Below are 12,569 nucleotides of genomic sequence, written 5' to 3'. Positions count from 1 at the left end.
CTTTACGCTTCAGGATTCGGGCTTTCCAGCTCCAGCAGGGTTTTCAGATCCTGGCGGCCTTGCTCCATTAAACTGGAAATGGCTTTACGGTCATGGCGGATTTTCAGGGTGGCTTCCAGTTGGTCTAAATCGTGTTTTTCAAACTGATGGACGATTTTTGCCGCCGAACTGGCGCTTTCACCGATGGCCAGTAATGACTGCCTCGCCGCTTCCAGCGAAGAATAAAAGGTTTCCCTGATCGGGTTTAAATCCAGCTCACGCAAATCAAAGGCATCGGTCCTGCTTCTGGCGCGTGCCACAATCGCCACACCGGGCCAGCGCTCTTTGACCAGCTTTGCCATCTCCAGCGCTGCCGCAGAGTCATTGACGGCGATCACCAGTAGTTTTGCTTCGGCAATGCCTGCTTCTTCGAGTAAATCCAGCCGCGATGCATCGCCGTAATAACAGCGCCAGCCAAACTCGCGCATCAGGTCGACCTGGTTAGGGTCGTTATCGATCAGCGTTGGCGTGATGCCTTTGGCCACGAGCACCCGGCCTACGATTTGCCCGAAACGGCCAAACCCGGCAATGATGACGGTGTTATTTTCCGGGATGGCATCTTTGGGCCGCTCACTGCATTGCAGGCTGAGAAAGCGGTCATACAATAACAGCAGGATAGGCGTAGTCAGCATGGACACAGCGACGATGGCGTTGAGGATATTGTAGGTTTCGCGCGAGATGGAATCCTGCGCCAGCGCCAGGCCAAAAATCACAAAAGCGAATTCGCCGATTTGCGAGATGGAAACACCGAATAACAGTTTGTCGCGCAGCGGGTATTTAAATACCCAGCCCAGGCTCATGAGGACTGCGATCTTGATGGCGACGATGAGCAGGGCAAAGCCGAAAATCAGTAACGGCTGGCTGGCAACCAGGTTTAAATCCACTGTCATGCCGACGGCGATAAAAAACAGGCCTAGCAGCAGGCCTTTGACCGGCTCGATATCCAGGCGCAGTTCATAGCGGTATTCCGAATCGGCCAGCAGTACGCCAGCGAGAAAAGTACCCAGCGCCATGGATAATCCGACTGATTCCATGGCTAATGAAATGCCTATCACCAGCAGCAGTGAAAAAGCGACAAAAATCTCGCGCACACCTGTTTGCGCAATCATGCGCATGATGGGTCTCAACACAGTGCGGCTGGCCAGTACAATGGCAATGATCACGGCAATGGCTTCTGCCACTGCCAGCAGGTCAAAGCTGGAGGCAGAGCGGTTAGGTGCCAGAAAAGCGAGTAGCATGAACAGCGGGATCACTGATAGATCCTGGAACAGCAGGGTGGCAAATGCTGCCTGGCCGCCAGCGGTATGCAACTGCTTTTTTTCGATCAGCGCGGTCAGGCCGATGGCGGTGGAGGACATGGCCACACCCATGCCGATGATCAGCGCTTCACTCCAGGAAAAGGCCAGCGTGTGAGCGATCACTGTCACCAGCAGTATGGTCAGTGTTACCTGGGTGCCGCCCAGTCCGAATAGCAGTTTGCGTAATTCCCACACTTTTTGCGATTCCAGTTCCAGCCCGATCAGGAACAGCATCAGCACCACGCCAAACTCGGCAAAATGCAGCACGTGCTCCGGGTCTGCGATCAGTTTCAGGGCCGACGGACCGATCAGTATGCCCGCGATCAGGTAGCCGAGCACCGACCCCAGGCCCAGCCGTTTGAACAGCGGCACCAGGATAATGGCGGCAGACAGGTAGATAGCAGCCTGGAAAAGAAAATGCGAGGTATTCATTAAAGCCTTTGTCTATGGTCAGGTGTCTGGCATGCCTGTGTTTCACTGGCAGCACTGCACCCGTAAATGTAAGAGTGGTTTAGTGGAAATTACCATAGATGGCGCGGGAGTCAACACACTCAAAAAAATTAATAAAAAATCGAGTAGCGGCTCACGACTATCTGCCTGGAAAAAGTCTGTCTTGTAGGAGAAACTTACCATTATCCACGGCGAACAGGTACTAAACCAATCTTTACCCGCCAAATATGGGCTTAGGCTAGCCATCCCATGCTATCTACGGTATCTTTATCAGGTTAAGCAGAGATACTTTCAGGGATAGCAATGACAGGCCAGCAGCAAATTGATCAAATCGGTTTTCGCAGAATACTTACCCGCAATGTCACCTTACCCTTAGCGCTCGGCGTGCTGAGCGCGCTGATTTTTGTCGTGCTTATCTATAACTTGCTGGCAGCGTTGAACTGGGTGGAACACACGCAGAAGGTCATCGGCAAGCTCAATGAATCTGCCAAACTCTCCACCGATATGGAGTCTGGCATGCGCGGCTACCTGTTGACGGGTGATGAAAGTTTCCTCACGCCTTACCAGGTCGCGCGGCCCCTGGTGCATTCCGAGCTGGATAGCCTGATAGCCCTGGTGGGCGACAATGACTACCAGGCCAATCGCCTGCGCAAAATCAAGAGCCAGATCACGCAGTGGGACGAGTATGCGCAGTCCATGATAGAGATGCGCCAGAAAAACTCTGATTATTTATCTGTGGTCCGGTCGCAGCGCGGCAAAACGCAATTTGACGAATTAAGAAAAGAACTAAGCATGGCGCTGGAAACCGAGCAGCGCCTGCTCAAGGAAAGAAACGACAAAGCAATCAGTACCACGACCACCAGTGTGATCGCCTTCCTGGTCATCAGCCTGCTGGTGAGCGCGATACTGGCGTTGCTGGGGCGCAGGGACCTGATGGGGCTTTCAAGCAACTACAACGCCATCCTGAAACAGCAAGATGAGCACGGCCAATATTTGCAGGAGCAAGCCCGCATGCGCGAAGGTCAGGCGGAGATCGTGCAAAGCGGTCTCGGCCAGCTTGCCCTGCCCGAGCTAGGCACCTCGGCACTGGCGATCCTGTCCAAATATGTGAATATGCAGGTCGGCGCCATTTACGAATATAAAGAAGATGGCACGCTCAGCCTGTTCGCCACTTATGGCTATAAAGACCATGCCGACAACCTGCAGCGGCACTTGCTCAAACATGAAGGCCTGGCTGGGCAGGCGGCGCTGACCGGCAATATCATCCAGCTGGCTGATCTGCCGGAAACCTACCTCAGTATCAATTCTGCCCTGGGTTCGGCTCGCGCCAATGGCGTAGCAATCATCCCGCTCAAGAGCGAAGGCCATGTCAATTCGGTGATGGAACTGGGCTTTATCGACGCCATCCCTGCCAAAGATATGGCATTGCTGGAATTTATTGCCAGCAACCTGGGCTCAGCGATTGAAGCCACCATCGCCAAGCAGAAACTGCAAAGCGCCTATGCCGAAGTGCAGCAACTCAACGAAGAGTTGCAGGTGCAGCAAGAAGAACTGAAAACCGCCAATGAAGAGCTGGAAGAGCAGTCTACGATACTTGAAGAATCGCATTCCATGCTGGAAAACCAGAAAGCCGAGCTGGAGCAAACCAATGAGCAACTGGCGCATCAGGCCACATTGATCGATCAGCGTAATGACTCGCTGGTGCTGGCACAGCAGGCGTTGGAGAAAAAAGCCGAAGAGTTGCAGAAATCCAGCCAGTACAAATCCGAGTTCCTGGCCAATATGTCGCACGAGCTGCGCACCCCGCTCAACAGCGCGTTGATCCTGTCCAAGCTGCTGGCCGATAACACAGAGGGTAACCTCAACGAAGAGCAGGTTTCGTTTGCGGAAACCATTTATGCCTCCGGCAATGACCTGCTTAACCTGATCAACGATATCCTGGATATCTCCAAGGTCGAGGCTGGCAAGCTGGAGCTTAACCTGCTGCCGGTGAGTGTGCAGAGCATCGCTGATGCCATGAAAATGAGCTTTGACGCGCAGGCCAGGGAAAAGAAATTACAGTTCCAGATCTCCGTCAGCCAGCAGGCACCTGCCCATATCACCACTGATAAGTTCAGGCTGGAGCAGATCTTGAAAAACCTGCTCTCCAATGCGTTTAAATTCACACAGGCCGGCGAAGTCGCGTTTACGGTAGACGCAACAGCTAACGGCCAGGTGTCGTTCAGCGTGCAGGATAGCGGTATAGGCATCGCCAAAGACCAGCAGGAAAATATCTTTGAAGCCTTCCACCAGGCCGATGGCTCTATCAGCCGCAAGTATGGCGGCACCGGGCTGGGCTTATCGATCTCACGCGACCTGGCACGGTTGCTGGGCGGTGAACTGACGGTAGAAAGCACGCCTGGCAAAGGCAGCGTGTTCACACTCATCTGTCCGCTGCACGTCACGGCAGCAATGGTGCCGCAGGAGGTCGCCGCTGAAAGCAAAGCGCCGGTCATTCCGCGGGCCGTGCCGCAGAAACCTGTTGAACCGGCGCCACTGGCGATGCCGGCGTTTCCTGATGACAGGGACAATATCCAGCATGCCAATCGTCTGGTGCTGATCATTGAAGACGAGACCGATTTCGCCAAAATCCTGTATGACATCTCGCATGAGATGCAATACAGCTGCCTGGTGGCGCATAGTGCAGGTGAAGGCTTGCGGTTGGCAAAAACATTCAAGCCGCAGGCGATCCTGCTGGATATCCGCCTGCCGGATGCTTCTGGCTTGACCGTGTTGCAGCAATTGAAAGAAGACCCTGAGACCCGGCATATCCCGGTGCATGCGCTGTCGGCAACCGAACAGCAGGATGCCGCCCTGCAACTGGGCGCGATCGGCTATGCGGTCAAACCGAAGACGCGCGATGAGTTAAAAGAAGTCTTCCTCAAGCTGGAAGAGAAATATACGCAGCAGATCAAACGTGTGCTGGTGGTGGAAGATGATGCCAGACAACGGCAAAGCGTGATCCAGCTGCTGTCTGATGAGGATATCGAGATCGTCGCCGTCGAGCTGGGCGAAGAGGCCTTGCAGCAACTGCACAAGCAGGTGTTTGACTGCATGATCATAGACCTGAAACTGCCGGATATGAAGGGCAACCAGCTGTTACAGCGCATGTCGACTGAGCATATCCTTTCCTTCCCGCCTGTCATCGTTTACACCGGCCGCAACCTGACCCGCGAAGAGGAGATGGAGTTACGCAAGTATTCCAACTCCATCATCATCAAAGGCGCCAGGTCGCCGGAACGCCTGCTGGACGAAGTGACCTTGTTCCTGCACAAAGTCGAGTCGCAACTGTCGGCCGAGCATCAATCCATGCTCAAAACCATACGCAATCGTGACCGCGTGTTTGAAGGCCGCAAGATCCTGCTGGTGGATGACGATGTGCGCAATATCTTCGCCCTGACCAAAGTGCTGGAGCACAAGGGCCTCAATGTGGATATCGCCCGCAATGGCCGTGAAGCGATCGATAAATTGCAGGCGCTGGATGATATCGACCTGGTACTGATGGATATCATGATGCCGGAAATGGATGGCTACGAAGCCATGCGCGAGATCAGGAAAGACGCGAAATTCAGCCGCTTGCCTATCATCGCGCTGACCGCCAAAGCCATGAAAGACGACCAGGAACTATGTATGAAAGCCGGCGCCAGCGATTACCTGGCCAAACCGGTGGATATAGACCGCCTGCAATCACTGTTACGCATCTGGATGCCTAACCTGGAGCGCTTGTAAGCATGCAGTTGCAAGACGCAGAGATTGAGATCAAGTTGCTGATAGATGCCATCTATCTCAAATACAACTACGATTTCAGGGATTATTCCAAAGCCTCGCAAAAACGCCGGATAGAGCAGGGCATCACCGCGCTGAAATGCCAGACCATTTCAGAATTACAGTCGCAAGTGCTGCACGACCCGGCAGTGTTCATGCAATTGCTGCAATACCTTACCATCCCGGTCAGCGAGATGTTCCGCGACCCGTCCTACTTCCTGTCCATCCGTGAGCATGTGGTGCCGGTGCTCAAAACCTATCCTTCGCTTAAGATCTGGGTAGCAGGCTGTAGCACCGGTGAAGAAGCCTATTCGCTGGCGATCCTGTTGCAAGAAGAAGGCCTGCTGGAGCGCAGCATTATTTACGCGACCGACATCAACCCGGTCTCGCTGGAAAAAGCCAAAAAAGGCGTGTTCCCGCTGGAGCGCATGGCGCTTTACGCCGAAAACTACCAGGCCGCGGGCGGCAAACGTTCCCTGGAGCACTATTACACCGGTGCCTATGGCGGTGCGCTGTTTGATAAAGCCCTGGCCGAAAAAATCACCTTCTCTGACCATAGCCTGGCGACTGACTCTGTGTTTTCTGAAACGCATTTTGTCTCCTGCCGCAATGTGGTGATCTATTTCAACAAGGCCTTGCAGAGCCGCGCCTATGGTTTGTTCCATGAATCCCTGTGCAGGCGTGGTTTCCTCGGCCTGGGCCATAAGGAAAGCCTGGATTTTTCCACCTGTTCACACCTGTTTGAAGCGGTGGTGAAACGTGACAAATTGTTCAGGAAGCTGTGATGATGAGCGAACAGCTGGCAGATGAACGGTTACAGGCGATTGAAGCGATTGTGGTGGGCGCGTCTGCGGGCGGCATAGAGGCCATGATGCATATCTTCTGTCCCCTGCCGCCTAACTACCCGTTACCGATTATCTCCGTCATCCATATGCCGGACAACCATGACAGCCACCTGGCGGAAGTGTTCCAGCAATGGACGCGCATTAAGGTGGAAGATGCCGAAGACAAGGCGAGCATACGCAAGGGCAGGTTGTATTTCGCTCCCGCCGGTTACCATTTGCTGATTGAAGAGGACGCGACGTTTTCGCTGAGTTGCGAGATGCCGGTCAACTATTCGCGGCCATCGATAGACCTGATGATGCAAAGCGCGGCCCAGGCCTATGGCAAGGGCTTGCTGGGCATTTTGTTAACCGGGGCTAACCTCGATGGCGCCATGGGCATGCAGAGCGTCAAGCAACACGGCGGCGTCACCATCGTGCAAGCGCCGTCAGAAGCAAAATCGGGTACTATGCCGAAGGAAGCCATCAAATTACAAACGCCCGACCTGATTCAAGGATTGACCGAGATTAAGAACATGTTGCTGCGACTTGGGGAAATGCATGCCGTACAGTAACGAAAAAATCAAAGTCCTGATCGTGGATGACCTGAGCGAAAACCTGCAGGCGCTGGATGCCATCCTGCGTGCACCGGATAGGGTGATCATGCAAGCCAGGTCTGGCCTGGACGCACTGGAACTATTGCTGGCACACGATTTTGCGCTGGCGATGGTCGATGTCGAGATGCCGGAGATGGATGGCTTCCAGCTGGCAGAACTGATGCGTGGCACCGAAAAAACCAAGCACGTACCTATCGTGTTTGTCACCGCCGCCGGTATGGAGCTCAATTACGCTTTTAAAGGCTATGGCGCCGGGGCGGTCGATGTCCTATACAAACCATTGGATATCAATGCGGTCAAAAGCAAGGCCAACGTGTTTGTCGAGCTGTTCCGCCACCGCACCGCGTTTGAAAACCAGGTCAAAGCACTGGAAGAAAGCCGCAAAGAACAGGAATGCCTGCTCAAGCAACTGCAGGCGACGCAAGAAGAACTACAACATTCACTGAATATGCGTGAGGAGTTTATGTCACTGGTGGCGCACGAGATGAGGACGCCGTTGAATACGCTGTTCCTGGAAGTGCAGGTCAGGTTGTCGCAACTCGCCAAAAATAACTTGTCTATCTTCACGCCTGAACATCTGCAAAAGATGCTGAGTCGCGGCGAGCGCCAGCTGAAAAGCATCATGCGCCTGATCGAAGATATGCTGGATGTCTCCCGCATCAAAAATGGCAAACTTTCCATCCAGCCGCAGGACGCCAATCTATCCGGCTTGCTCAGGCAACTCGCCGAAGACCTGACGCCATTAGCCAAAGAGTCGGAAACAGAATTTGTACTGGAGATCGCCAGCGAAATCGAAGGTCACTGGGATGCGTTCCGCATCGAGCAGATCATCATCAACCTGCTGACCAACGCCATCCGTTACGGCCAGGGCAAACCTGTGCATGTGTCGCTAAACCTGGAAGGCAATCATGCCGTGATCAAGGTCGCTGACCAGGGCGTCGGTATCGCTGAACATGAGCAGAAAAAAATCTTCGAGGCATTTGAACGCAGCGGCGATAACGAGGTAAAAGCCGGGCTGGGCCTGGGTTTGTATATCTCGAAAAAATTGGCTGAAGCGCACGCAGGTGAGATCAGTGTCATCAGCCAGAAAGACAGCGGCAGCACGTTTATATTGCGTTTACCCCTCAAGAGCGTCGCCATCATATGAAAATCCTGGTCGTAGAAGATGATGTCGATACGCGGGAGATCCTCAGCGAACTGCTGGAGATGCAAGGGCATGACATTGTCGCTGCCAGCGAAGCTCAACAGGCTTTAAACACTTTACGCCAGCAGCCAGATATCGATCTGCTGATCACTGATATCAGCCTGCCCGGCATGTCCGGCATCGATCTGGCCCGCCTGGCAAAAACGACGCATCCCGAGCTCGCCATGATGATCTGTTCCGGCTATGGCGAGCAACAGTTTGAAGCCTTGCCGTTTACGGTCGCCTGGATACAAAAACCGCTGGAGATGGATGCGTTCCTGCAAACGATAGAGCGTTTCTCCGGGGTGAATCAATGACGATTGCTGGCCATACAGACGCATTTGAAAAGTTACGCGCAGAAGTGCTTAACCGCGTCATGCCAGGCCTGCGTCACAAGATGCTGGGTAAATTGCAGCCTGTGACTTTGCTTTCCCAGGTGCTGAGCAGAAAACTATCACTCGGCAGCGCCGATCACGCCTATGTGCAAACCCAGGTCGATGAGATCAAACTCAATGCCCGCCTGGTCACCGCCGCCACGCAAAACCTGTTTACCTGGGTGGCACTCGATGCGCCCGTTCAGCTAGCGGCAGATGACCTGCTCAGTGAGTGTGTAGACCTGCTCAAGATGGACTGTTACACCAACCACCTCATTATCAGCAACCATGTCACCTCCAGGCAGCAACTGCCAGCGCTCGAGGTCAGGATGTTGATCTGTGCCGGCATTATCCTGCTGGCAGACAAGCAGGCGCTGGAAAAAACACTGGAGATCAGGGCTACGGATCACGCGATCCAGTTCAAATGGAATGACGCCTGTAACGGCTCAGCCTCCAGCAACCCCGGCATGTTGAGCAACTGGGATTGGATCACGGATATTTCACCCAGGTGCCAAATCGAAAAGATAGATTCAGGCATGCAGTTCAATTTTCAGGCCGCCGCCTGAGCCTGGTCACGCGCTACATTTTTAATGACAGCCCTGACACCTACCTTAGAACCCACCCGCGCAGAAGTAGATAGCCTTGCAGGCGCAACTGTGCTCGAGTTTGGTGCCAGCTGGTGCGGCCATTGCCAGGCAGCGCAACCAGCCATTACGGCTGCCATGCAGCAGTTTCCCCAAGTCCGCCATATCAGGATCGAAGATGGCAAAGGCCGCCGCCTGGGCAGGTCTTTCCACGTCAAATTATGGCCGACGCTGATTTTTTTAAAAGATGGCGTCGAGCTCAAACGCCTGGTTCGCCAAAGCCAGGCTGAAGAATTAAACGAATCTCTGCAACGCATCACTTCAGCCTGAATCCCCTGGCGGCCTGGCTTAATATTTTGCCAGATTAATCTGACAAGAAAATCAGATTACCGCCAGTATGACACCTGCCTGTTTCACCCTACACTGACGCCATTCTTACTCAGTGCATTACTAATCATAGGTTGAACGACATGCGTAGCCCAAACCAATTTGCAGAACAGATTTTTGAAGTATTGAGCTTCTCGATTAATCAGGCATGCAATGAGCAGGATTGGTTTAATGTCAGACGCGATGCGTTAGCCTACGGTTTCAAGCAGACCGATGTCTCCACCAGCTCTGCCTACGGACAACGTTTTGACCTGTTGATCGAGCCTGGCATCTACCTGTGCCTCACTTACCGCTCTTTCGACCCTTCCGGCCCTTTTCAAACCCTGCCGGTCATCAGTCGTTTTGAGCTCACATGCGCCATCGAAAATGAAAACATCAAGTCTTACCAGAACGGCTTTGATGAACCAGTTGCCGCCAATGACAAATCCATCTGGCACGAACTTTCATTCGCTTAAGCATCATTCACCGGCCTGGCATCTCTAGTCAGGCCTTTGTATTGAGTAGTATTACCTGATTTCAACTGGCAAGGAGAAGACTGTATGCATAGGCCCCAGCACGTGAATATATGGTCCGGCTTCCTGAAAAAATGCCTGCTGGTTTACAGCGGCGTGTATGCCGTTGTTGCCATAGCGGCCGAGCCAGCACAACTGTTTGAACCCATACGCTCTGTCCTGCAACATCCGCGTTGCCAAAACTGCCATATCCCCGGTGACCAGCCCCTGCAATATGACCAGGGCAAACCACACGCCATGCTGGTGCAGCGCGGCATAGATGGCAAAGGCATGCCGGCTATGGAATGCAGCTCCTGCCATCAGGAGAAAAACTCACCCACCGTGATGGGCCTGCATGCGCCCCCTGGCGCACCACACTGGCAATTACCGCCACCCGGCAACAAAATGGTGTTTATCGGCCTCTCCCCAAAAGACCTGTGCATGGTGCTCAAAGACCCGGCGCGCAATGGTGGCCGCGATGGCCAGAAACTGATTACTCACTTTGCCGATGACAAACTGGTCGCCTGGGGCTGGAACCCCGGCGGCAACCGCACTTTACCACCACTCACCAAAGCGCAGACCGTCACCGCCGTCAAACAATGGGTAGATGCAGGCATGCCTTGCCCGGCTTAAAGGCTTAATTAATTTAGGTCGCTTAATCTACCGCCTGGGCATTACTCAGGCTATTTGATTGCCATGCCCACAAATGCGCCGCCAGCAAAGCGCGCCATGGGCTAAATGCTTTCAGCCATTGCTCCGCTTCTTTCTCGCTGATCTGCTCCACCGCCATCAATCCCCGAATCGCCCGCCTTACCGCTGCATCCCCATGCAAGGAGCCATCCAGCCAACCGTAGCCGCGCAATAATGTGTAACTGATGGTCCACGGCCCTATGCCTTTGATCGCAGCTAACGCCGTGGCGATCACCTCAGAAGAAACCTGATCGCGCAGCCAGTCATCCATAGGCAACTCGCCCGCCAGCACCAACTCGCTTACTTTCAGCAAGGTGTTGGCCTTGCTTTGCGAAAGGCCAGCCAGCCGTAAACCCTCAACAGATAATTGTGCCACCTGCGCTGGTGAAGGGTAGCAATAAAAACCGGATGAATGCTGCATATCAGCCAGTTGAATAAACTTACGCCGCATCGAAATCGCCGCATGCAAACTCACTTGCTGGCCAATCACCGCCCACGTCAGCGCTTCAAACGGGCTCATACTCACCGGCACCCGCAACCCCGCCTGCCGGGCAATCATTATGCCTAGCAAAGGGTGGTCGGCATAAGCCTGTTCAAATTCTGCAATCGGCTGCGTAAAGCCCAGCATATGCTGCACCATTTGAACAACCGCATCCGCATCCACCTCATGCACGGCAGCATCCACCGCCAGGCTGTAGTCAACTTTCTGCTCGCTAAACGTCAGCGTCAACAAGGCAGGGCGGTCGTGCAGCACGATCGCCTTTTCCAGCACATTGCCAGTCACTTTTTCCGACACTGCCAACTTGTCCCGCCCATGAAAGGTCAGGAAATCCTGCGCGCGGAAACCAGCCGGTAATGCAATAGGTTGAGTGCTCAAAGCCAATTCACTTTCAAACAGGTGTGCATATTTTTACAGCTAAACATGATTTAGATTTAATAGCATATACTTTCATTGAAACACATGCGCTGCTGCATTGTCAGACTCATCAGTAACCAACTGTTTCAATATTTGATGGAGATACCCATGTCAGATGCATCCAAAAACAATGCAAACCCACCCGCAACGCCAGTCTATGACGAAACCTCGTTGTTACCGCCCATACACCCAAACACCAAAAACAAACAACCCGGCTCACACTCGGCGGAGATCGCAACCGAAGTTGAAGACGGCAAAGTATCCCCCGGCGAGTTAAGCAGCGAGAATGACATCTAAGCCCTGAACAGATTCCAAACAAGCAAATATAAAAAGCTCCTTCGGGAGCTTTTTTTGTTAAGGTAACGCGTGATTATTTTCTCTGAAGGAAAAAACGCATGAGCCAGCTAGAAGAAAACTTTCAAAACACTCTGTTTAAACTCATCCCGCAAACCAAAAACTTAGGGATAAAAATCACCAAGATTGATGAAAATCAGATCACCGTGCATGGCGATTATGCCCTGAACAAAAACCATCTCGATATCGTATTTGGTGGCAGCATTGCTGCCATTTCAATTACCACGGCCTGGTCATTAGTGCAGTCAAAAATCGAGCAAGCAGGCTTAAAAGGTAACCTGGTGATCAAGCGCCAGGAGATCGACTATCTATTGCCTGTGAAAACAGATTTTGAATGTGTGGCGAGTTTTCAATCAGCGGATGACTGGGATAGTTTTAAAAAGAGTTATGAGGAAAAGGGCAGGGCGAGAATTGTAGTCACTGCACAGATTATCAGTGAATCAAAAGCAACATCTAAGTTTCAAGGGGTTTTTATTCTGTATAAATAATTACCAATTGGTATTGGCCTTTTTCCAATACCCTTTATCATTAGCGCTGCTTATAAATTTCCTAAATAGGGTC

General features: G+C 52.9%; 13 protein-coding genes. 11 read left to right on the top strand and 2 right to left on the bottom strand.

The genetic code is table 11. The annotated features are described in order from the left end of the window. Window positions 1-2: 2 nt before the first annotated feature. Window positions 3-1,769, bottom strand: coding sequence for a monovalent cation:proton antiporter-2 (CPA2) family protein (locus tag ACTS9Y_RS06275; protein ID WP_442585113.1), 1,767 nt, complete (start codon window positions 1,767-1,769; stop codon window positions 3-5). A 321-nt stretch (window positions 1,770-2,090) separates the two neighbouring features. Here ACTS9Y_RS06275 and ACTS9Y_RS06270 point away from each other — a divergent pair, with 321 nt between their 5' ends. The 9 genes from ACTS9Y_RS06270 to ACTS9Y_RS06230 all read left to right on the top strand — a co-directional run bounded on the left by ACTS9Y_RS06270 (window position 2,091) and on the right by ACTS9Y_RS06230 (window position 10,681). Then, window positions 2,091-5,555, top strand: a complete 3,465-nt coding sequence (locus tag ACTS9Y_RS06270; protein WP_442585112.1) for a response regulator — start codon at window positions 2,091-2,093, stop codon at window positions 5,553-5,555. A gap of 2 nt (window positions 5,556-5,557) precedes the next feature. Further along, window positions 5,558-6,376, top strand: coding sequence for a CheR family methyltransferase (locus ACTS9Y_RS06265; RefSeq protein WP_442585111.1), 819 nt, complete (start codon window positions 5,558-5,560; stop codon window positions 6,374-6,376). Beyond that, entirely contained in the window at window positions 6,376-6,987 is a 612-nt protein-coding gene (locus tag ACTS9Y_RS06260; RefSeq protein WP_442585110.1) for a chemotaxis protein CheB, read from the top strand. Before ACTS9Y_RS06265 ends, ACTS9Y_RS06260 begins: the two co-directional genes overlap by 1 nt. Further along, on the top strand, window positions 6,974-8,176 hold the full coding sequence (locus tag ACTS9Y_RS06255) for a hybrid sensor histidine kinase/response regulator (RefSeq protein WP_442585109.1): 1,203 nt from the start codon (window positions 6,974-6,976) through the stop codon (window positions 8,174-8,176). The genes ACTS9Y_RS06260 and ACTS9Y_RS06255 overlap by 14 nt, the downstream gene beginning before the upstream one ends. After that, complete coding sequence (locus ACTS9Y_RS06250) at window positions 8,173-8,529, top strand: response regulator (RefSeq protein WP_442585108.1); 357 nt, start codon at window positions 8,173-8,175, stop codon at window positions 8,527-8,529. Before ACTS9Y_RS06255 ends, ACTS9Y_RS06250 begins: the two co-directional genes overlap by 4 nt. Beyond that, entirely contained in the window at window positions 8,526-9,152 is a 627-nt protein-coding gene (locus tag ACTS9Y_RS06245; RefSeq protein WP_442585107.1) for a hypothetical protein, read from the top strand. Before ACTS9Y_RS06250 ends, ACTS9Y_RS06245 begins: the two co-directional genes overlap by 4 nt. A gap of 24 nt (window positions 9,153-9,176) precedes the next feature. Beyond that, window positions 9,177-9,500 carry a thioredoxin family protein gene (locus ACTS9Y_RS06240; protein ID WP_442585106.1) on the top strand — a complete coding sequence of 108 codons (324 nt, stop codon included), beginning with the start codon at window positions 9,177-9,179 and terminating at the stop codon, window positions 9,498-9,500. A 140-nt stretch (window positions 9,501-9,640) separates the two neighbouring features. Then, window positions 9,641-10,012 carry a hypothetical protein gene (locus tag ACTS9Y_RS06235; RefSeq protein ID WP_442585105.1) on the top strand — a complete coding sequence of 124 codons (372 nt, stop codon included), beginning with the start codon at window positions 9,641-9,643 and terminating at the stop codon, window positions 10,010-10,012. An 84-nt stretch (window positions 10,013-10,096) separates the two neighbouring features. Beyond that, on the top strand, window positions 10,097-10,681 hold the full coding sequence (locus ACTS9Y_RS06230) for a hypothetical protein (protein WP_442585104.1): 585 nt from the start codon (window positions 10,097-10,099) through the stop codon (window positions 10,679-10,681). Window positions 10,682-10,703: 22 nt separating this feature from the next. Here ACTS9Y_RS06230 and ACTS9Y_RS06225 read toward each other — a convergent pair whose 3' ends face one another. Beyond that, on the bottom strand, window positions 10,704-11,615 hold the full coding sequence (locus tag ACTS9Y_RS06225; protein ID WP_442585103.1) for a DNA-3-methyladenine glycosylase family protein: 912 nt from the start codon (window positions 11,613-11,615) through the stop codon (window positions 10,704-10,706). A gap of 147 nt (window positions 11,616-11,762) precedes the next feature. Between ACTS9Y_RS06225 and ACTS9Y_RS06220 the strand changes: the two genes are divergently transcribed. Continuing rightward, on the top strand, window positions 11,763-11,951 hold the full coding sequence (locus tag ACTS9Y_RS06220; protein WP_442585102.1) for a hypothetical protein: 189 nt from the start codon (window positions 11,763-11,765) through the stop codon (window positions 11,949-11,951). A 98-nt stretch (window positions 11,952-12,049) separates the two neighbouring features. Then, on the top strand, window positions 12,050-12,496 hold the full coding sequence (locus tag ACTS9Y_RS06215) for a YiiD C-terminal domain-containing protein (protein WP_442585101.1): 447 nt from the start codon (window positions 12,050-12,052) through the stop codon (window positions 12,494-12,496). Window positions 12,497-12,569 lie beyond the last annotated feature (73 nt).

Origin of the sequence: Methylophilus sp., from assembly GCF_052173275.1 — a bacterium.
GTDB lineage: Bacteria > Pseudomonadota > Gammaproteobacteria > Burkholderiales > Methylophilaceae > Methylophilus.
The sequence above is the reverse complement of the archived record's forward strand: the minus strand, read 5'-3'. Positions and strand labels throughout refer to the sequence as shown.